Raw genomic sequence first — 21405 nt, forward strand, 5'->3', positions numbered from 1 at the left:
AGCTCTTGAACTTGCCAGAGAAAAATGGAATAAAAAATACCCTGCAATATTTAGGAGCTGGGATAAAAACTGGGATAGACTAGCTAATATTTACAAGTATTCACCTCATTTAAAGAGACTAATGTACACAACAAATCCAATAGAAAGTTATCACAGAATGATACGAAAAGTAACCAAAACTAAAGGTGCATTCTCTTCAGAAAACGCAATCCTAAAACAGGTATACTTAGCTATTATGAATGCACAAACTAGATGGAATGGACAAATTTTTCACTGGTCTGCTATTCAAAATGATTTAAATGCGTATTTTAGTGATAGAATAAAATGAAATGACACAGTTTATTGAACACTCCCACTTTATTATTTCTATTGATTTTTATTGATTCAATTTTAAAACATCAACGACAACCGAAAACAGACAACCTCCAACCTCCAACCTCCAACCTCCAACCGACAACCGACATCAATGCTCCCCTTCCTCCTCGCATCCATCGCCTTAACTCTTTCACCCGGACCGGACATAATTTACGTCCTGACCCAAAGCATTTCCAACGGGAAAAAATACGGCATTGCAACCGCAGCTGGTTTAGTGAGTGGGATTTTGGTGCATACTACTTTAATTGCTTTAGGTATTTCAGCTCTGATTCAACAATCGGAGGCATTGTTTTTAGGCATTAAAATAGCGGGAGCATCCTATTTACTTTGGATTGCCTATCAAGTGTATAAAGCTCCGGATACGATTGAATTATCGACCCATCAAAACACCAAAAAATCGCTTTTTTCATTGGTAAAGCAAGGGTTTATCATGAATGTATTAAACCCAAAAGTGACCCTTTTTTTTCTGGCTTTTTTTCCGGGTTTTATTGACGAACAAGCCGGAAAGGTGACACAACAAATCTACATGCTGGGCTTGGTTTTTATGATGCAAGCCTTTGTCATTTTTACATTAGTGAGTATTGTAGCAGACCAACTAACAAAAGTTATCAGAAACAATAAAACGTTTGCTGTTTTTTTAAAATGGTTTCAGATTGTAGCATTTATAGGGATTGCAGTAATGATTTTGAGTTAAGGGTTACACAAAGTCTCACAATGGAATCACAAAGTTTCACAACGATGAATTAGCAATTTTTTTATCACTATACCATATTCCTAATTTTTAATCCGTGTTCCCTTTTAAACTTTTAAACCATTTTCCCAATTTTAAAAATCCGTGTTCCCTTTTTAACTTTTAAACCCTTAAACCCTTAAACTTTTAAACATTTATACTCTTAAACTCTTAAACTTTTAAACCATTTTTCCCAATTTCCCCAATTTTTAAAATCTGTGTTCCCTTTAAACTTTTAAACCCTTAAACTTTTAAACATTTAAACCTTTTTTAAATTTCCAAAATTCTTCCTTATATTTGGGCATCTATGCAACCAATAAAAATTATTGAATGTCCACGTGATGCCATGCAAGGCATTAAAACCTTTATTCCTACCGAACGAAAGGTGCTTTATTTGCAATCGCTCTTGCGGGTAGGTTTTGATACACTGGACTTTGGGAGTTTTGTTTCGCCCAAAGCGATTCCACAAATGGCGGATACCGCAGAAGTATTGGCTCGATTGGATTTATCGCAAACCCGCAGCAAATTATTAGCCATTATCGCCAATACCAAAGGGGCAGAACTGGCCACGGTGCACAAAGAAATTCAGTATTTGGGTTTTCCGTTTTCGATTTCGGAGAATTTTCAAATGCGAAATACGCACAAAACCATTGCCGAGTCCATCATCACTTTACAAGAAATTTTGGAAATAGCCGACCAATCTAACAAAGAAGTGGTGGCGTATTTATCAATGGGTTTCGGAAATCCGTATGGTGACCCATGGAACGTGGAAATCGTAGGGGAGTGGACGGAGAAATTAGCCGGCATGGGAGTAAAAATTTTATCATTATCTGACACTGTGGGAAGTTCAACACCCGAAGTCATTGATTATTTATTTTCGAACCTGATTACCAAATATCCCGAAATTGAGTTTGGAGCCCATTTGCACACCACACCCAACAAATGGTTTGAAAAAGTAGATGCGGCCTACAAAGCCGGTTGTCGCCGTTTTGACGGAGCCATTCAAGGATTTGGCGGTTGCCCCATGGCGAAAGATGACCTCACAGGAAACATGCCTACCGAAAAATTACTATCCTATTTCACCACCCAAAAAGAAAATACCAACACCAGTCCAATGAGTTTTGAAAGTGCTTACAATGAAGCCACAAAGGTGTTTGGGGAGTTTCATTAAACGGTTGTCTGTTGACGGTTGTCTGTTGTTTGTTTTCCGTCACTTAGAAATAAGATTGCAATATTTTTTCAATAAATTAGTTCTGTTATTGATATTAAAATCTAAATGTGAATAAACTTTCAGTTATATTATTTCTACTAATTACAAATTTCATCTTTGGACAAGAGAGTAAGTCAATGGAAGATAAAGTTCTTTATGAAAAGGGTCAGGCAATTATAGCTCTTTTACATGAGGATTATTATTTCTTTGAAAATTTAAATTCAACTAATCTTGAACGGAAAAAAGTAACACAAGAAACATATAATTTTATTGTTTCACAGGCATTGGTTTATTTTAATGATTTAATAACTAATTATCCTTATTCAGATTATTATGTGCTAGCTCTCTATGAGAAAGCTCATTTTGAATATCAACTAGACAATAAAAAAGCAGCGAAAGAAATGTTTCTAAGTATTTTGAATTTAGAAAATAACAAATGGAAATTTACGATCAATGACAGTTTAATGTCACTTGCAGCAATTGCAATTGAAGAACATGAATTTGAACAAGCTCTCCAATATTTAGATAGAAGAAAAAGCAATGGCCTTTTTTATTTTTGTGGTAATGAAAGAGAGACTACTGAAATAAGAATGAAAAACATGTATAATGAAATTCAAGAGGGTTCGAAAAAGAAATAATTTAAATTATTACCTTAAAAATCAAGTTACAATTACTTTTCCAAATCGCTTAATTGACACATTGCCACATTGCCACATTGCCGAATTGGCTCATTGCCAAATTATTCCTCCACCCGAATCTCAAACATTTTATCCCAATTCTTCCCCGTTACAAAAAGGGTTTTGGTTTTGGGGTTATAAGCAATCCCGTTGAGCACATCAATATCAGGATGTTGAGTAACCAATTTCTTCAAATCTCCCAAATAAATTACGGATTCCACCGCACCGTTTTTTGGATTGATAATAGCAATAGCGTCTTTTTGGTAAATGTTGCCGTAGATTTTACCGTCAATCCATTCCAATTCATTCACAGCTTTAATTTTATTGGTTCCTGAATAAACATTGATGTGTCCTTCAATTTGTTGCGTTTCAGCATTTAGCGTATATATTTTTTCTGTACCGTCCGATTGATAAAGTTTTTGACCGTCGTTACACAAACCCCAACCATCAATACGTTTGGCATAATCAAATCGTTTGATTTCTTTGAACGTATCGGCATCATAAATAAAACCCACTAAATTTTGCCACGACAGTTGATACACTTTATTATTCAAAATGGTGATGCCTTCTCCAAAAATAGCATCAGGATAGCTAACAATTTTATAGACTTCTCCAGTCTTATAATTCGTTTTACGCAAACTCGAAACTCCTTTAATTCCGGTTGTATTTCCGGCTCCGTTTCCGGTTCCTTCATATAACGTATCACGATGAAATTCTAATCCTTGTGTGTACGCTTTGATGTCATGAGGATAAGTGTTTACTAAGGTATACTTCAACAACTTTGGCTCAATATTCGAAATCAATTCTATGCGATGCGTACTTTCAGCAGTTTCCTTTTCAAAATAAATTGTTGCTTTCAGGTTGAGGTAACCCAGTTTTTCCTCTGCTAACCGATATTGAAAAGGTGATGTTCCTTTTACCGCACCAATTCGTTGATCATTACTAAAGAAAACAATACTGTCAACCGTTTTATTTTTTGTATTCGTTATGGATAACGTGGCTGTTTCATCAGAGGTAAATTGAGCCTTGTTGTCGGTAGTGCTCAACACAAACCATCCTGACTTATCTTTTTCTTTGTCTTCGCAAGCGATAAAAAGAGAAGCTAATAAAATGAAGGCTAATAAGTTATGTTTTTTCATGTTGGTAAATCGTATAAGTGGGACAAATATAGCAATTTGAACGAACTATTTTCCTTGCAAAAACATAAAAAGATTGTATATTTGCACCGGCAAGTCCTACACGACCAGCTCCTGCAAACTCCTCCAGGGTGGGAACACAGCAAAGGTATGCGGTTGTAGCGGTGCGATGTAGGTCGCTTGCCATTTTTTTCTCTTCAATCAAATTTATTATCACCATTTTAATAACCATGTAAGTCATATAAGTTTTTACTTGTAAACAATTTTTATGTATTGAACTTATGTGACGTATAGGGTAAAAATTATCCGGTTTTACTTTTTATTCATTTCTTTACCTTTCTTTTACTAACTTTTATTTTTCTAAACTTGACGAATGAAAATAAATTGGAAAATAGTCCACCACCAACTGAAAGAACCGTTCAAAATTGCCTATGGTGTATATGATTTCAGAAAAGCATTGATTGTTTCGATTGAAAGAGAAGGAAAAACCGGTTACGGCGAATGTACCGAAATTGATTATTATCACATTCATTTGGATGATTTTGTCAAGGATTTGAAACGAATCCAACCTTTTGTAAATCACTTACCCATTGAACATCCTTTAGATTTTTTCAATAAACTTCAAACTTTCTCTTTGCATCCTTTTTTACAATCCGCCATTGATTGTGCGTTTTGGGATGTGTTTGGAAAACTACATAACAAAACATTTGCCGAGTTAAACCACTTGCCAATCACTCATTTTCCACAGTCTTCCATAACGATTAGTATGGATGAGGAAGCCATTCAACTCCAAAAAATTATCGAATCCGATTGGGAATATTGCAAAGTAAAAGTCAATTTGTGGTCCACTTCCTTGCGGGATAAATTGTTGGCCACCGGAAAGAACATCAGCATCGATTCTAACGGCAGTTTTTCGTTGGAAACGTGTGAATTGATTCAAAACGACCCACTTTCAGCAAAATTCTTATACTTTGAACAACCAATGCCAAAAGGGGCAGAAAACTATAAACATTTATCCCGTAACAGTTATACCAATTGGATGGCGGATGAAGATGTGCAATCCATTGATGATTTGGAATCATTGAAACCTCATTACAAAACGATAAACATAAAAGTAATGAAATGTGGCGGATTGACTCCCTCATTAGCTATTCTACAAAAAGCAAAAGCAATGCATTTCAACATCATGATCGGCTGCATGACCGAATCAACCGTTGGTATTTCTGCCGGAATAGTCTTGGCTTCTTTTGCCGATTATCTCGATTTAGATGGAGCCAACTTAATTGCAAATGATACCTTCAATGGTTCAAAAATTGTAAAGGGTGAAGTGGTTTTGAGTGAAAATGCAGGTTTGGGGATAAACTAATCACTAATTACTAATCACTAATCACTAATCACTATATTTGTCCTTTTAACCCAACCATGTCAAAAGTAATTCTCATCACAGGCGGTTCCTCCGGAATAGGTAAATCCATCGGTACTTTTTTGCATCAAAAAGGATATATTGTTTATGGAACAAGCAGAAATCCAAATCAAGTGAAAGATTCCGTTTTTCCTTTGTTGCAATTGGATGTGCGTGATGTAGATAGTATCAAAACTGCCGTTTCTGAATTAATTCAAAAAGAAGGAAAGTTGGATGTGGTCATTAACAATGCCGGAGTCGGAGTTACCGGTCCGCTGGAAGAAATTCCCACCCAAGAAATCAAAAACAATTTTGATACTAATTTCTTTGGTCCGATTGAAGTGATAAAAGCCGTTTTGCCTCAAATGAGAAGTCAACAATCGGGTTTAATTATCAATATTACATCCATTGCCGGTTATATGGGATTGCCGTATCGAAGTGTGTATTCCGCCTCTAAAGGAGCTCTTGAACTCATCACCGAAGCCATTCGCATGGAAGTAAAACCATTCGGAATTCAATTAACCAATGTGGCACCGGGAGATTTTGCTACCAATATAGCTTCCGGTCGTTATCATGCTCCTTTAAAAGAAGATTCTGAGTATAAAATCCCCTACGGAAATACACTAAAAATGATGGATGAACACGTGGATTCCGGAAGTAACCCGAATGAAATGGCGTTTGCTATTCATAAAATAATTGAAACGGCTCAACCCAATGTACACTATAAAGTGGGTAGTTTTCTCCAACGATTTTCAGTTGTTTTAAAACGCATTTTACCGGATAAAATGTATGAAAAAATGTTGATGAAGCACTATAAGTTAAAGTAATTTGTGATTAGTGAATAGTAATTTGTGGCAATAGATTCTATTGACTTTTCAATTTGTTATTGACATTGATATTGACATTGAAATTGTTTTCCTAATTTTGCAACCGAATTAAAAACACAACTCAGATATGAAATTTTTTATTGACACGGCTAACCTAGAACAAATCAAAGAAGCTCAGGCATTAGGCGTTTTAGATGGTGTAACCACCAATCCGTCTTTGATGGCCAAAGAAGGTATCAGCGGAAAGAATAATGTATTGAAGCATTATGTAGATATTTGTAACATTGTAGATGGCGATGTAAGTGCCGAAGTAATTGCCACCGATTATGATGGAATGATTAGAGAAGGTGAGGAGTTATCAGAATTACACGAACAAATCGTAGTAAAATTGCCAATGACCAAAGAAGGGGTGAAAGCTTGTAAATACTTTTCAGACAGAGGAATTAAAACAAACGTAACCTTAGTTTTTTCTGCCGGACAAGCTCTGTTGGCTGCAAAAGCAGGAGCAACCTATGTTTCGCCATTTATCGGAAGATTAGACGATGTTTCTACCGATGGTCTAGCCTTAATTGAAGAAATCAGAGAGATTTATGATAATTATGGATATCAAACAGAAATTTTAGCGGCTTCTGTTCGTCACACGATGCACATTGTGAATTGTGCTAAAATTGGTGCAGATGTGATGACCGGACCTTTATCAGCTATTTTAGGCTTATTAAAACATCCGTTGACAGATATTGGTTTAGCTCAGTTTTTAGCTGATCACGCGAAAGCAAATCAATAACAAATTATATAAATTAAAAATGCCTCAATGAAAGTTGAGGCATTTTTTTTTAGTGAAGTAATTTCTCAAACTTTACATCAAAAAGATTGACAAATCCATTGTCTATTTTTCCGTTTTCATCTAAAAGAATTACACGGTGAAGTTTAGTAATTACCCATTTTTCTTTTAGTTCTTCAAAGTCATTCGCTCTAAACTCATTAATATTACCAAACTGATGAGTTTCCAATATTTTTTTCCATTCACCTTGATTATCGTCCATATTAATGGCTATATATTGGTAGGTAGGATTCTTTTTCATGAAATCCAATGCTTTCTTATGAGCAGAGACCATGTGTGAATCTGCATTTTTGGTCCAAAAGAAAACAACAGATTTTTTATTTAAAATAGATTTACTACTGATTTTCTTCCCATTTAAATCAATCAATGGTATTTCAGGTAATTCATTGCCTTTTTTTAATTGTTGAATAGATACGCCAATTTTATTTATTTCGTTAATCTTTTCTTTATCTGAACTCAATTGATTATAACGTTCAAGAAAAACTGCATTTTTTGAAACGTCTTGGTCTTCTAACAAATAAGAGAAGGCAATATTATTCAAAATTTTATTGCGAGTTTTTACATTTTTAAATAGAGTATCTGCTATATTTAATTTATGCAAGTGAAGTTCCAAAACATCTTCCTCAAGATTTGTTTCTTTTAATTCATGAAAAGAAACATTACTCATCATGTGTGTCAAATAACGAACAAATGGAGAATAAGTGGTCAGTAATTTGTTGTTGAAATCAATCTTACCTCTGTGGTTATAGTAATTAGGAGGTAATTGAGAAGTAACATTTTCACCCGTTCTCATTTTGTGAGCCATCGGGTATATCTCTTTTTTGGCAAAATGATGAAAGTCTAACATGGATTTAGCATATAAGTCAAAATCATCATTCCATTTCAAATTCTCTTTTTTCTTTTCATAAAACCTTTTTCTGGTTTTAAAAGAAGAATCGATATTCTTGATAAAATCATTTACAGGTGAGTCGAACAAATCAAACATTTTGTTTTTATCGTCCTCGTTTTTTAAATACAATTCCATTAAAAAATTGTTCTTTTCATCACCTCTCCCACAAAAAACAACTGACTCGTCAAAGTCAACTGAATTGATTCGCACCATCAAACTATCATTTTTATCAAAATATACATATTGATACTCCGGTTCATGTTTAAAAGTGTACATGCCGGGTGACAATGAATCGAATTGCTTAAAAAATTGATTTTTGTTGTTTAAGTAAAGTGTATCAATCACTTCATCATCTTTCATAAACAACACATAGTTATTTTTCGGATTAATAACTTCTCCACCAAAATAGGCAACAAAGTTATCTTCTGAAAAATCTTTTTTGCATCCTACAATAGATATGATGGCAAAGCTATAGAAGAGAAAGAGTATTTTTTTTGAATAGGCAATCATTTTGTGGTATTATTTGTAACAAAAGTATTTTTTCTAATGTTTAAAGCTTGTTAACAGACAGTTAAATTAAACCTATATTTATTCTAAATAACGGTGTGTCAAAAGTGCTTTATTTTTTCTACTTTTGCAACGCTTTTTAAAAAATAAAAAAACATGTTGACAGTTTCAAATTTATCGGTTCAATTTGGCAAAAGAATTTTGTTTGATGAGGTAAATGTTACCTTTACACAAGGCAATTGCTACGGAATTATCGGTGCCAATGGTGCCGGAAAATCTACCTTCATGAAAATTATTTCAGGAGATATGGATCCCACTTCCGGTAGAGTAATTCTTGAGCCTGGAAAAAGAATGTCAGTTTTGAACCAAAATCACAACATGTTCGATGAGCATACCGTTTTAGAAACGGTTTTAATGGGAAACAAAGTATTATATGCCGTTAAAGCTGAAATGGATGCTTTGTATGCCGATTATAATGATTCAAATGCGGATAGAATTGGAGAATTGCAAGTGCAGTTTGAAGAAATGAACGGTTGGAATGCCGATTCTGATGCTGCATCGATGTTATCTAACTTAGGTATTACTGCCGATTATCATTATACATTAATGAGTGAAATGGAAGGAAAACTAAAAGTGCGTGTACTTTTGGCTCAGGCTCTTTTCGGTAATCCGGATGTGTTGATTATGGATGAGCCTACCAACGATTTGGATTTTGAAACCATTGGTTGGTTAGAAAACTTCTTGGCGAATTATGAGAATACTGTGTTGGTGGTTTCACACGACCGTCACTTTCTAGATGCGGTTTGTACACACGTTTCCGATATTGATTTTGGAAAAATTACGCACTATTCCGGTAACTATACATTCTGGTACGAAAGTAGTCAGTTAGCCGCCAAACAACGTGCTCAACAAAACAAAAAAGCTGAAGAGAAAAAGGCGGAACTTGAAGAATTTATTCGTCGTTTTAGTGCCAACGTAGCTAAATCTAAACAAGCTACTTCGCGTAAAAAAATGATTGAAAAATTAAATTTAGATGAAATCAAACCGTCCAGCAGAAGGTATCCGGCCATTATTTTTGACCAAGAACGTGAAGCCGGCGATCAAATTTTAAATGTGGTAGGTTTAAGTGCTTCACTTGAAGGTGAAACATTGTTTAAGAACATTGATTTAAACATGGCAAAAGGCGACAAAGTAGTCGTTTTTTCAAAAGATTCTCGTGCTACCACCGCTTTTTATGAAATTTTGAACGGAAATTTAAAAGCAGATTCCGGCACGTTTGATTGGGGAATTACGACTACGCAATCTTATTTACCAGCTGATAATCACTCGTTTTTTGAAAATGATTACACCTTAGTGGATTGGTTACGTCAATGGGCAAAAACAGAAGAAGAACGTGATGAAGTGTATGTTCGTGGATTCTTAGGAAAAATGATTTTTTCCGGTGAAGAAGCTCTTAAAACCGGACGTGTTTTATCCGGTGGAGAAAAAGTGCGTTGCATGATTTCTCGCATGATGATGCTTCGTGCCAACGTGTTAATGCTTGATGAACCAACCAATCACCTGGATTTGGAATCGATTCAAGCGTTTAATAACTCATTAAAGAATTTTAAAGGTTCGGTTTTGTTTACCACGCATGACCACGAATTTGCTCAAACCGTTGCCAATCGTGTAGTTGAAATTACACCAAATGGTGTAATAGATCGCTACATGACTTTTGATGAATATTTAGAAGATGATAAAATCAAAGAATTAAGAAAGAAAATGTATAGCTAATTATAAATGGAATCCTGAGACGTTGTTTCGGGATTTTTTTTAAAAAATAAGTCACAAAAAAAGTATATCTTTACACTCCAAACAACACTACCATGAGTCAAAAAGTATTGCTCACTTCCAAAGAAGTCAATATCATTCTCCATCGTTTGGCCTGTCAGCTGATTGAAAAACACCTAGATTTCTCAGATACGATTATTATAGGATTACAACCGCGTGGTTCTTTTTTAGCCAAACGGATTGTCAAAATATTACAGGAAGAATACAATATTAATACTATAAAATTCGGTTTGTTAGACATCACTTTTTTTAGAGATGATTTCCGTCGGGGCGAAAAGCCATTGGAAGCCAACAAAACCGAAATTGATTTTATTGTAGAAGATAAAAAAGTCATATTCATTGATGATGTTTTATATACCGGTAGAAGCATTCGTTCCGCTTTAACCGCTATTCAATCTTTCGGACGACCAAGTGAAATTGAGCTTTTGGTTCTCATTGATAGACGTTTTAGTCGCCATTTGCCCATTCAACCCGATTACAGAGGAAGACAGGTAGATGCCATCAACAATGAAAAAGTAAAAGTCTGCTGGACTGAGAATGAAGGCGAAGACACTGTATATTTAGTTTAAAAGGATTATTAGATTACCGGATTTTTAGATTGTTAGAAAGTTCGAAAAATCCAAAAATCGAAAAATCCAAAAATCGAATAATCGAATAATCGAAAAATCTAGAATGAAAGAATTAAGCGTCAACCATTTATTAGGCATCAAATACCTTCAACCGGAAGATATTCAACTTATTTTTGAAACTGCCGATCATTTTAAAGAAGTGATTAATCGTCCGATAAAAAAAGTGCCGTCTTTGCGGGATATTACCATTGCCAATATCTTCTTTGAAAACAGTACGCGAACCAAATTATCTTTCGAACTCGCTCAAAAAAGACTTTCTGCTGATGTAATTAGTTTTTCTGCGGCTCAATCCTCCGTAAAAAAAGGAGAAACCTTAATTGATACGGTCAATAATATTTTGGCAATGAAAGTGGATATGGTCGTGATGCGTCACGCTAATCCCGGAGCAGCTTATTTTCTTTCAAAAAACGTAAAAGCAAGTATTATCAATGCCGGAGATGGTGCTCATGAGCATCCTACGCAAGCTTTATTAGATAGTTATTCCATCAGAGAACGATTGGGCGAAGTAGGAGGAAAAAAGGTGGTGATTGTTGGCGATATTTTGCATTCCCGAGTAGCACTTTCCAATATTTTTGCTTTGCAAATGCAAGGAGCTGAAGTGAAGGTGTGCGGCCCCAAAACATTAATCCCAAAACATATTGAAAGTCTAGGCGTTTCGGTTGAACCCAATTTGAGGAAAGCATTAGAATGGTGTGATGTAGCCAATATGCTTCGTGTGCAAAACGAACGAATGGATGTGAATTATTTTCCTTCCACCCGAGAATATGCTCAGCAATATGGTTTGGATAAAGCACTTTTGGATTCACTTAGCAAAGAAATCGTTATCATGCATCCCGGGCCAATCAACCGAGGTGTTGAAATCACAAGTGATGTAGCCGACTCCAAACAATCGGTTATTTTAGAACAAGTTGAAAATGGAGTTGCGATTAGAATGGCAGTTATTTATCTTTTGGCTTCAAAAATTAAATAATTTTTTGTAACTTAGAACCTCAGAACCTTAGTACCTCAGCACCTCAAAATACATGAAAGTCGATCAAAAAGGACATACTACCATTCTAAAAAACACTCAAGGCGATTGTGTAGCTTTTCTTGAAAAAGTCACCACGCAACACAACAGTTTTAAAAATCAGAATTTGATTTTGGACATGTCGATGGATAAATCGGTTGACTTAAAACAAATTAAGCTGTTTGGCGATTTATCAAAAACACATAAAAAAGGAAAAAAATCTTTTGTAATTGTAGCTGATGGAATTGATTTTAATGCCATTCCGACCAAATTAACTGTTGTCCCCACACTTTTAGAAGCTCACGACATCATCGAGATGGAAGAAATCGAACGGGATTTGGGATTTTAATTTTAGTTGGGAGTAAAAAGTTAGGAGTTGGAAATGTTTAACATAGTTATTCAAGTTGAAACCTGAAACCTGAAACCTGAAACAAAAAAATAGTGAAACTCACCATCCTCGGCTGTTACGCCGCCACACCTCGCACCATTACGAATCCCACTTCACAAGTGTTAGAAATTAAAAACCGTATGTTTTTGATTGATTGCGGAGAAGGAACACAAGTGCAGTTGCGGAAAAACAAAATCAAATTTTCCAAAATCAATCACATCTTTATTTCGCATTTGCATGGTGATCATTTTTTTGGTTTGGTGGGATTAATTTCTACTTTCATGTTACTCAATCGAGAAAGTGATTTGCATGTTTACGGACCAAAAGGAATCAAAGAGTTGATTTTATTGCAATTGCGTGCCGGAAATTCCTATACAGGTTACAATCTTTATTTTCATGAATTAGACTCAAAAGAAAGTGAAATTTTATTTGAAGATGAAAAAGTGATTGTCAAAACCATTCCGCTTAAACACCGTATTTACACGAACGGATTTTTATTCCAAGAAAAAAATAAAGAGCGAAAACTCAATATCGATAAAATTCAAAACCTCGGAATTGATGTTGTTTATTACCAAAAAATAAAATACGGTGGCGATATTACTTTAGATAATGGAACACTAATTCGTAATCAAGAAATCACATTTAATCCTGAACACGAAAAAAGTTATGCGTTTTGTTCTGATACGGTGTATGATGAAGATTTGATTCCTCAACTTAAAAATGTAGATGTTTTGTACCACGAAACTACCTTTTTAGAAAAAGAAGCACATCTTGCCGAAAAAACAATGCATACGACAGCCAAACAAGCAGCTACAATCGCTTTAAAAGCTAATGTAAAAACACTTGTGCTTGGTCATTATTCCACTCGTTACGAATCTATAGAGTTATTCAAAACTGAAGCAGAAACTATTTTCCCTAATGTGCTTTTAGCGGATGATGGAAAGGTGTTTGAGTTTTAATCGGTTGTCTGTTGTCAGTTTTCTGTTGTCTGTAGACTGTTGTTTGCCAACTGAGACTGTCAACTGAGACTGTAAACTATTCACCATTTTTCGTACCTTAGCCACTCAGTACCTTAGTACCTCAGTACCTCAAAACCTTATCACCTCAAAAAAATGAAAGATCTTAGCAATTACCGAAAATCATACGAAAAAAGTGAACTTCTCGAAACCAATATTCCGGAAGATCCTATCAATTTGTTTCACCGTTGGTTTTATGAAACCGAAGAACAAAGTGATATTGAAGAAGTCAATGCCATGACCGTTTCTACTATCGGTTTGGATGGATTTCCGAAAGCTCGTGTGGTTTTGTTAAAAAAATTCAACGAAGAAGGATTCATTTTCTACACTAATTACGAATCCGAAAAAGGGAAAGCTATTGAAGTTAACCCACATGTTTGTCTTTCCTTTTTTTGGCATTCTATGGAAAGGCAAGTTATTATTAAAGGAATTGCCGAGAAAACTTCTGCTCAACTTTCTGATAATTATTTTGATTCGCGTCCGGACGGAAGTAAATTAGGTGCAATTGTTTCCAACCAAAGTAGGGTAATTGCCTCCAGAACTGTTTTAGAAGAGAAGTTGAAAGTTTTGGAATCTACTTTTGAGGGGAAAGAAATTCCTAGACCAACTTTTTGGGGCGGATTTTTAGTGCGACCACAAGAAGTAGAATTTTGGCAAGGTCGTCCGAACCGATTACATGACCGAATTCGGTATCAATTACAAACCGATTACGCATGGAAAATGGAAAGATTAGCACCTTAATATGTAAGAAAAAAGATTAATATATAAAAAAAACACGCATTTCATCGATTTTATTTTGCACTTTAACGACATAGTAGTAATATTGACTCATCAAATCAAACGAAACGTTCTTATTAATAGCATAAAGATATTTGCCCCACATCTATTTTAACGCTTTAATTAAAAATAATTAAAACAACATAAAGGTATTTGCCCCACATCTACTTTTAAAAACTTAACCTACTACTATGAAAGCAAAAATGTTAAGAGCATTGTTGCCGTTAGCAATCGTGTTCACTTTGGTATCTTGTTCTTCTGACTCTTCTGAAGAAACTGCAGCTCCAATCGTTGAAAATTTTTCTTATTCTGACACTGAATTAGACCTTATGGGTAGAATCAATCAGCATAGAGCTAGTTTAGGTTTAAACGAGCTTCAACCTATCAATCACATTTCATACAAATCTTCTGAGCACAACGACTACATGATCGAAAATGATGTTGTAGGTCACCAATATTTTGAGCAAAGAGCTAGTAATATTAAACAAGTTCTTGGTGCAAGACAAGTGAGTGAGAATGTTGCTTACAACTATCAATCTAATGGAGGAGTATTAAACGCTTGGTTAGCTAGTGATGCTCACAAAGAAAACATTGAAGGTGATTATACTCATTTTGGAATATCAATTAAAACAAATCCTAACAACGGAAAAAAATACTACACCAACATTTTTATGAAAAGGTAATTTTGCCCCGAATTTACCTTAACCTAAGAAGAACCATTCGTTATCGAGTGGTTTTTTTTATGGTTAATTTGTAAAAAGCTGCTTCTAAAATATCCGTATCATTATCTTCACAAAGTAAAAATTCAATTTCTGCTTTTGAATTTTTATACAATGTAATTCCTTCCATTTTATTTTGGTTACTAATTTGAGCATAAAATTCAAGTTGTAAAGTATCAGCATTTAATATGCCAATCCAGCTTCCTAAAACATTTCCATCTTCATAAGTGGAATTTGAATTTTCTGCAGTTGCCAAAAAATAAATCTTATCTTTTACTAGAATTGCATCAGTAAAAGTGGCATTCACATTATTAAATTGTGGTAGAACAATCGGAATAAAATTCATTTTTGTTGGGTTGATGAACGTATTCTCAAACTGAATCACACCATTTTGTGCCGCAGTACCATTTCCTCGTTGAAAGAAAAGCCACTTTTTATTGTATTTTACTACTCCTTCTATGTTTATGTTTTTGCTGTCAATTCCGGTTGAGATTTTTATTTGAGTAAAAAGAGGTGTTAAATCAATTGTATTGATGTTCTTGTTTTTCAAATTATATTCAACAGCTGTCATTCTTTTTTCTGTAGAACCTGAACCAAATAGAAATAGTGAGTAGTTGTGTTTTACTATCGATTCAAAGTCGAGTTTTTCGCTTTTCAAAAGGTTAGCCTGACTATTTTCAAATAGACGAATGCTCTCCAATTTTGAGGATTGAAAATGGTATTCATATAAAAAAGAACCATTGTCTGAAATCAGAAATAGTGAGTCTCCATCGATCACTAATCCGGATGTTGCCCCGAGACCAACAAGTTTAAAAAATAATTCTAATTTAATTTTGTCCATATTTTTTTGTACTTTGGTGTAAAATTAATCAATCTAATCCATTCCAAATGAAAAATATAAAACCTGAACAATTTAGAGTAGAGTCAGAAATAAGTCTGGCTAATACTCCAACTTTTTTAGATATTGAAACTTCTGAAAAAAAGAAAGAAAAGTTGTTGCAAAAAACTAGAGAAAAACTGAGTAAACTGCAAGATAAATTATATGCACACAATCGTTATGGAGTTTTAATTTGTTTACAAGGAATGGATACAGCCGGAAAAGACAGTTTGATTCGTGAAGTTTTTAAAGAGTTTAATGCCAGAGGAGTAGTGGTGCATAGTTTTAAAACACCAAATTCAACTGAGTTGGAACATGATTATTTGTGGCGGCATTATTTGGCTTTACCCGAAAAAGGAAAATTTGCCGTATTTAATCGAACGCATTATGAAAATGTTTTAGTAACGCGAGTTCATCCCGAATATATTCTCAACGAAAATATTCCCGGTATTGAATCTGTTGATGCTATCACACCTACTTTTTGGGAGAATCGATTTGAAAGTATAAATGCTTTTGAAAAACATATAGCATCAAACGGTATAATTATCTTAAAATTCTACTTGCATTTGAGTAAAGAAGAACAGCGGCAACGTTTGTTAAGAAGATTAGAAACAGAAAAACACAACTGGAAATTTTCCCCTGGTGATTTAAAAGAGAGAGCACTTTGGGAACAGTATCAAACGTGTTATGAAGAGGCTATAAATAAAACCTCTAAATCGCATGCTCCTTGGTATATTGTACCAGCCGATAATAAAGAAACCGCTAGATATATTGTAGCAAAAACCATTTTGGAAGAGCTCCAAAAATATACGGAAATTAAAGAACCGGAATTGGATGATAAAGTGAAAGAACATATTCATATTTTTAAACAACAATTGGAAGCCGAACAATGAGATTGAAAGTATATATTTCCCTATTTTTATTTCTTTTTGTAATTTCTCTAAAAGCCCAAAAAGAATATACATTTGATGTGTTTACTCACTATAATGTTAGTAATGAATATTCAAAAACAAATAGACTTTGCTATATTAATTCAGTTGACAATACTTATTATTTATCAGTATTTCTAAAAAAAGAGTTTACTTCAGCCTATTTATATGATTTAAAATTAAATACATTTCATACTTTTAAAGTTAATCAGATAGGCAATTCAGATTTTGACTTTATATATTTGGAAACAAAACCTTTAACGTCTTCTATGCGAGATGAAGTAATGATAATTGAGACCGATTTAAACGATGTTGTTGAAAATAAAAAAATGACGCTTAAAATATTTAAATCTCCTCAAAAAAAGCGTCCAACAAGTAAAGTAAGAATGATTGTAAAGCCGAATGATTTAAACCTTTTTCACGCTTTTAAATTTTCTTCTTTACATCCATATGAGTGGTGTCAAAATTACAAAATAGACCAAAATTTCTTAGTTTTAGAAGCAAAAGATGAAAGAAAATTGATTAAACTCATCGACTACAAACCCGTTTCTTTTTCGCTAAAAATTCCGAATACAAATTGATGTAAGAGCCATTAAGTTCATTATTAAAACCGTATTTTTGTGCCCAATTTGTAAAAAATGAATCTCAAAAAATATACGGCTGAGTTTGAATATAACCTTCGTCTTGCTTATCCAATTATCATTGGAATGTTGGGTCATACAGTCGTTGGTATCGTAGACAATGCAATGGTTGGTCAACTTGGCCCAAAAGAATTAGCGGCTGTATCCTTGGGGAATAGTTTTATCTTCATTGCCATGTCGTTAGGAATAGGTTTTTCCACCGCCATTACACCTATTGTTGCGGAAGCGGATGGAGCTAACTCTATTGAAAAGGGTAGAAGTGCTTTTCACAACGGATTGTTTTTGTGTACTTTACTGGGAATTATGTTATTTCTAATGATTTTTTTCGCAAAACCAATCATCAGCTTCATGGGACAACCGGAAGAAGTGGTGAATTTAGCAAAACCCTATTTGGATATTGTTGCTTTTTCGCTCATTCCGTTGATCATGTTTCAAGCCTATAAACAATTTGCCGATGGAAAAAGTGAAACCAAATATTCGATGTGGGCAACCATTATTGGGAATATTGTAAACGTAATCATTAATTATTTTCTGATTTTCGGAATTTGGATTTTTCCTCAAATGGGCATCGTTGGAGCTGCAATCGGAACCATTACTTCACGTATTGTGATGCTCGCTTTTATGCATTATGTGATGGTTAAAAAACCGAAATTTCATCCTTATTTTGAAAAATTCAGTTGGGAGGAAATCTCAAAATCTACGATCAAAAAAATCATCAATTTAGGAACTCCGTCTGCTATGCAAATGTTTTTTGAAGTAGCATTATTTACCGGAGCCATTTGGCTTTGCGGAATGATTGGAACAACTAGTCAGGCTGCAAACCAAATTGCATTAAGTTTGGCTTCATTAACCTTTATGTTTGCGATGGGATTAAGCGTTACTGCCATGATTCGCGTAGGCAATCAAAAAGGATTACAAGATTATAAAAAGCTGAGAGATGTAGCCATTTCTATTTTTTTATTGGCAACTATTTTAGAAATTATATTCGCTATTCTATTTGTAGTTTTCCATACAGTTTTGCCTCTTACTTTCTTAGATATGGAACAAACAAAGTATTTTACCGATAATCTTGAAGTAGTTGAGATTGCATCACAATTGCTCTTGGTAGCCGCTTTGTTTCAAATTTCAGATGGTTTACAAGTCGTTGTTTTAGGAGCTCTACGTGGATTGCAAGACGTGAAAATTCCAATGTATATCACTTTTGTAGCGTATTGGATTATTGGTTTTCCTATTTCAATATATTTAGGATTATACACGGATTTAAAAGCGATTGGTGTTTGGATTGGTTTACTGGCCGGACTTACCGCAGCGGCTACTTTTTTATTCATCCGATTTAATAACTTGACCAAAAAATTAATTTTAACTGAAAAATAATGATAGAACTAAAACCAACATTTGGATTAAATCAATTGCTTTTCGGAATGAAAGAAAACAATGTGAAATCTCTTTATGGACAACCAAATTTAATCTTTAAAGACGAAGATGAAAATGTAATTTGGGTATATAATGAGTTGAAAATGCGTTTGACTTTTTATGAAGAAGAAGATTTACGTTTAGGATATATCATTTGTTCTCATTCAGATGCAACTTTATTTGGGTATCAAATCATCGGAAAATCTATTGAAGAACTTCAACCGATGCTTTCCAAAAAGGGAATAAATACTTTTGAAAAAGAATCCTTCGACATTCAAACTAATTTTTTTAACGAGGACAATTGGATTATTTTTCAAGTTGAATTTGGCGAAATTGTTAAAGTAGAAATGGGAGCAGTCGTTAAAAATTTAGATGAATTCGATTGGAAATTTTAAGCATGAAAAAAGCCGAAGAAAAATCTTCGGCTTTCTATTTTTTTATTTTATTTCAACTAATTCCGTGTTGAAAATCAAGGTTGCTTTTGCAGGAATAACAGGTGGTCTTCCGCTTTCGCCATAAGCTAACCAATACGGAATAATTAATTTTGTTTTGGCACCTTTGTTTAATAAAGCAATACCTTCTTCCCAACCCGGAATCACCATTCGTTGACCCAATTTGAATTCTATGGGTTGATTTCGGTCATATGAACTATCAAACTTTTTACCATCGGCTAATTCGCCTAAGTAATGAACAGAAACAGTATTTCCGGCAACAGCTTTATTTCCAGTTCCTTCTTTTTCAAGAATATACGCTAAACCAGAAGGTAAAATAGTTGCTTTTGGATAGGTTTTCTTTACAAAATCAAAAAACTGTTGTTTTTCTTTAATTAAATCTTCCTCTTTCTTTTTCTTCATCGCTTCTTCAATGGCAGAACGACTTTTAAATACACTTGGAGCATCAAATTTTTTGGCTGCTTCACCTACACGAATAATGGTGATTTTATCCATTACATCATTTTGTGCAATTGCATTAACAACCTCTTGTCCTTCAATTACATGTCCAAAAACAGTGTGTTTTCCATCTAAATGGGGAGTAGGAACGTGAGTAATGAAAAACTGAGATCCGTTTGTAGCCGGACCAGCATTAGCCATAGATAAAATACCCGGTTTATCGTGTTTTAAATCGGTAATTTCATCAAAAAATTTATATCCTGGTCCACCTGAACCATTTCCATCAGGATCGCCCCCTTGAATCATAAAACTGGCAATCACTCTGTGGAATTTTAATCCGTTAAAATAAGGTTTTCCTTTGAATTTTTCTGCTACATCAGGATTGGTTCCTTCTGCTAAAGCAATAAAATTAGCGACTGTAATAGGTGTTTTTTCATATTCCAATTTCAAGAGGATTTTCCCTTTGATGGTATTGATTTCGGCATAAATTCCATTTTCTTTTTGTGCTTGAGCAACAATTGAAAAGGTAAAAATTAAAACATAAATTATTTTTTTCATAGGTTTAATTATTTGGTGCGTTTTCTAATAATTCTAATTCAAATATCAAATTGGTGTTTGGCGGAATTACTCCACCGGCTCCTGCTTCTCCATATCCTAAATGCGATGGAATAAAGATTAGAGCTTTGTCTCCAATATTCATTTTTTCTAAACCTTCAATAAATCCCGGAATCAAACCGGTTTTGTTTCCATATTCAAAAGGGAACGGTACATAAGCTTTAGCATCTGCTTTTTGTTGGTTGAATTTACCAAACTTTTTTGCAATGTCTTCATAGCTTGTATCAAAAAGTTCACCATTTTCAAAATATCCGGCATAATGAACATAAACGGTACTGCCGGTTGAAGGTTTTTTACCTTTACCTTTTTGTACAATTGCAACTTCTAATCCGGTTGAAGACTTCTGTGCATTTTTTTTCTGCGTTTCAAAAAAGGCAATTTTTTCATCAATGACATCTTTGAATTGAGCTAAAAATGCTGCTTTTTCTTCCGCAGCTTTTTTATCCGCTATTTTTCTGTTTTCAGCTTCAACTTTTAAACGGTCATTGAATACTTTAACCGCATCAAACTTTTTGGCATTTTCTCCATTACGAATAATTTTTACCGTTTCTATTTTGTCACCGGCTACAATTCCATTCACGATTTCTTGACCTTCAACTACTTTACCAAAAACAGTGTGTCTTCCATCTAAAAATTTAGTTTCTGCCAAAGTAATAAAAAATTGAGAACCGTTAGTACCAGGACCTGCATTAGCCATAGACAGAATTCCGGGACCCTCGTGTGATAAATCCGTAATTTCGTCCATAAAATTGTATCCCGGACCACCGCTTCCGTCACCGGCCGGATCTCCACCTTGAATCACGAAATTAGGTTCAACCCTGTGAAAAGTTAATCCATCATAAAAAGGAGTCCCTTTTTTTGCTTCATTTGTAACATGTGTATTTGTTCCTTCCGCTAAGGAAATAAAATTTGCTACCGTAATTGGAGCTTTTTCATAGGCTAATTGGGTCACAATTTCTCCTTTTGAAGTGGTGAAAACAGCAAAAATTCCATCGCCTAAATGGTCGTAATCTTTTCCGCAACTCGTTAAAAATAAAGCAAAAAGACTGAATACATAAACTTTTAAAATTCTCATATTTAT

At 34.3% G+C, this 21405-nt stretch carries 23 protein-coding genes and 1 other RNA gene; 19 read left to right on the forward strand and 5 right to left on the reverse strand.

From position 1 onward, the window contains the following. The 4 genes from H601_RS15545 to H601_RS0109660 form a co-directional block, all read left to right on the forward strand. The coding region (locus H601_RS15545; protein ID WP_026710537.1) for a transposase at positions 1 to 328 on the forward strand (328 nt) is incomplete at its 5' end. 138 nt (positions 329 to 466) lie between these two features. Further along, positions 467 to 1069 (forward strand): LysE family translocator, encoded by a 603-nt coding sequence (locus H601_RS0109650; RefSeq protein WP_026711327.1) that lies wholly within the window; start codon positions 467 to 469, stop codon positions 1067 to 1069. 343 nt (positions 1070 to 1412) lie between these two features. Beyond that, entirely contained in the window at positions 1413 to 2276 is an 864-nt protein-coding gene (locus H601_RS0109655; RefSeq protein ID WP_026711328.1) for a hydroxymethylglutaryl-CoA lyase, read from the forward strand. Between the two features lie 176 nt (positions 2277 to 2452). Beyond that, on the forward strand, positions 2453 to 2953 hold the full coding sequence (locus H601_RS0109660) for a tetratricopeptide repeat protein (RefSeq protein WP_026711329.1): 501 nt from the start codon (positions 2453 to 2455) through the stop codon (positions 2951 to 2953). A 101-nt stretch (positions 2954 to 3054) separates the two neighbouring features. Here H601_RS0109660 and H601_RS0109665 read toward each other — a convergent pair whose 3' ends face one another. After that, positions 3055 to 4131: a glutaminyl-peptide cyclotransferase gene (locus H601_RS0109665; protein ID WP_026711330.1), complete on the reverse strand. Its 1077-nt coding sequence runs from the start codon at positions 4129 to 4131 to the stop codon at positions 3055 to 3057. A gap of 87 nt (positions 4132 to 4218) precedes the next feature. Here H601_RS0109665 and ffs point away from each other — a divergent pair. From ffs to fsa, 4 genes are all read left to right on the forward strand, one after another. Further along, an RNA gene (ffs, locus tag H601_RS16360) (signal recognition particle sRNA small type) lies at positions 4219 to 4317 on the forward strand. 184 nt (positions 4318 to 4501) lie between these two features. Beyond that, on the forward strand, positions 4502 to 5494 hold the full coding sequence (locus H601_RS0109675; protein ID WP_026711331.1) for an enolase C-terminal domain-like protein: 993 nt from the start codon (positions 4502 to 4504) through the stop codon (positions 5492 to 5494). A 56-nt stretch (positions 5495 to 5550) separates the two neighbouring features. Further along, a complete protein-coding gene (locus tag H601_RS0109680) occupies positions 5551 to 6357 on the forward strand; it encodes an SDR family oxidoreductase (protein WP_026711332.1) in 807 nt (268 codons plus the stop codon). A gap of 127 nt (positions 6358 to 6484) precedes the next feature. After that, positions 6485 to 7141: a fructose-6-phosphate aldolase gene (fsa, locus tag H601_RS0109685; RefSeq protein WP_026711333.1), complete on the forward strand. Its 657-nt coding sequence runs from the start codon at positions 6485 to 6487 to the stop codon at positions 7139 to 7141. A gap of 49 nt (positions 7142 to 7190) precedes the next feature. Here the strand turns inward: fsa and H601_RS0109690 are convergent, their stop codons facing one another. Beyond that, positions 7191 to 8597 (reverse strand): TlpA family protein disulfide reductase, encoded by a 1407-nt coding sequence (locus tag H601_RS0109690; RefSeq protein WP_026711334.1) that lies wholly within the window; start codon positions 8595 to 8597, stop codon positions 7191 to 7193. Positions 8598 to 8750: 153 nt separating this feature from the next. On the opposite strand from H601_RS0109690, the gene H601_RS0109695 reads away from it, so the two are divergent. The 7 genes from H601_RS0109695 (at position 8751) to H601_RS0109725 (ending at position 14923) form a co-directional block, all read left to right on the forward strand. Next, complete coding sequence (locus H601_RS0109695) at positions 8751 to 10367, forward strand: ABC-F family ATP-binding cassette domain-containing protein (protein WP_026711335.1); 1617 nt, start codon at positions 8751 to 8753, stop codon at positions 10365 to 10367. 92 nt (positions 10368 to 10459) lie between these two features. Continuing rightward, entirely contained in the window at positions 10460 to 10993 is a 534-nt protein-coding gene (gene pyrR / locus H601_RS0109700; RefSeq protein ID WP_026711336.1) for a bifunctional pyr operon transcriptional regulator/uracil phosphoribosyltransferase PyrR, read from the forward strand. Between the two features lie 103 nt (positions 10994 to 11096). Then, complete coding sequence (locus tag H601_RS0109705; RefSeq protein ID WP_026711337.1) at positions 11097 to 12023, forward strand: aspartate carbamoyltransferase catalytic subunit; 927 nt, start codon at positions 11097 to 11099, stop codon at positions 12021 to 12023. A gap of 52 nt (positions 12024 to 12075) precedes the next feature. Next, positions 12076 to 12408 carry a hypothetical protein gene (locus H601_RS0109710; RefSeq protein WP_026711338.1) on the forward strand — a complete coding sequence of 111 codons (333 nt, stop codon included), beginning with the start codon at positions 12076 to 12078 and terminating at the stop codon, positions 12406 to 12408. A 92-nt stretch (positions 12409 to 12500) separates the two neighbouring features. Continuing rightward, positions 12501 to 13406: a ribonuclease Z gene (locus H601_RS0109715; RefSeq protein ID WP_026711339.1), complete on the forward strand. Its 906-nt coding sequence runs from the start codon at positions 12501 to 12503 to the stop codon at positions 13404 to 13406. Positions 13407 to 13559: 153 nt separating this feature from the next. After that, the gene (pdxH, locus tag H601_RS0109720; protein ID WP_026711340.1) at positions 13560 to 14204 is read left to right on the forward strand and encodes a pyridoxamine 5'-phosphate oxidase; all 645 of its coding nucleotides are present in this window, start codon (positions 13560 to 13562) and stop codon (positions 14202 to 14204) included. 227 nt (positions 14205 to 14431) lie between these two features. Further along, the gene (locus H601_RS0109725) at positions 14432 to 14923 is read left to right on the forward strand and encodes a CAP domain-containing protein (protein ID WP_026711341.1); all 492 of its coding nucleotides are present in this window, start codon (positions 14432 to 14434) and stop codon (positions 14921 to 14923) included. 40 nt (positions 14924 to 14963) lie between these two features. On the opposite strand, the gene H601_RS0109730 is transcribed toward H601_RS0109725, so the two are convergent. Further along, entirely contained in the window at positions 14964 to 15800 is an 837-nt protein-coding gene (locus H601_RS0109730) for a DUF6929 family protein (protein ID WP_026711342.1), read from the reverse strand. 47 nt (positions 15801 to 15847) lie between these two features. Here H601_RS0109730 and H601_RS0109735 point away from each other — a divergent pair, with 47 nt between their 5' ends. From H601_RS0109735 to H601_RS0109750, 4 genes are read left to right on the forward strand one after another with little or no spacing between them, the layout of a single operon-like run. Continuing rightward, positions 15848 to 16729 (forward strand): PPK2 family polyphosphate kinase, encoded by an 882-nt coding sequence (locus H601_RS0109735; protein WP_026711343.1) that lies wholly within the window; start codon positions 15848 to 15850, stop codon positions 16727 to 16729. Further along, positions 16726 to 17346: a hypothetical protein gene (locus H601_RS0109740; protein WP_026711344.1), complete on the forward strand. Its 621-nt coding sequence runs from the start codon at positions 16726 to 16728 to the stop codon at positions 17344 to 17346. Before H601_RS0109735 ends, H601_RS0109740 begins: the two co-directional genes overlap by 4 nt. Positions 17347 to 17403: 57 nt before the next feature. Further along, positions 17404 to 18780 (forward strand): MATE family efflux transporter, encoded by a 1377-nt coding sequence (locus tag H601_RS0109745; protein ID WP_026711345.1) that lies wholly within the window; start codon positions 17404 to 17406, stop codon positions 18778 to 18780. Further along, entirely contained in the window at positions 18780 to 19214 is a 435-nt protein-coding gene (locus tag H601_RS0109750) for a hypothetical protein (protein ID WP_156900382.1), read from the forward strand. Before H601_RS0109745 ends, H601_RS0109750 begins: the two co-directional genes overlap by 1 nt. Positions 19215 to 19256: 42 nt before the next feature. On the opposite strand, the gene H601_RS0109755 is transcribed toward H601_RS0109750, so the two are convergent. Together H601_RS0109755 and H601_RS0109760 are read right to left on the reverse strand one after the other, a co-directional pair. Further along, a complete protein-coding gene (locus H601_RS0109755; RefSeq protein WP_051220716.1) occupies positions 19257 to 20267 on the reverse strand; it encodes a peptidylprolyl isomerase in 1011 nt (336 codons plus the stop codon). Between the two features lie 4 nt (positions 20268 to 20271). Beyond that, positions 20272 to 21399, reverse strand: a complete 1128-nt coding sequence (locus H601_RS0109760; protein ID WP_026711348.1) for a peptidylprolyl isomerase — start codon at positions 21397 to 21399, stop codon at positions 20272 to 20274. Between the last annotated feature and the right edge of the window lie 6 nt (positions 21400 to 21405).

The sequence above is a fragment of the Flavobacterium filum DSM 17961 genome (genome assembly GCF_000425465.1).
Taxonomy (GTDB): domain Bacteria; phylum Bacteroidota; class Bacteroidia; order Flavobacteriales; family Flavobacteriaceae; genus Flavobacterium; species Flavobacterium filum.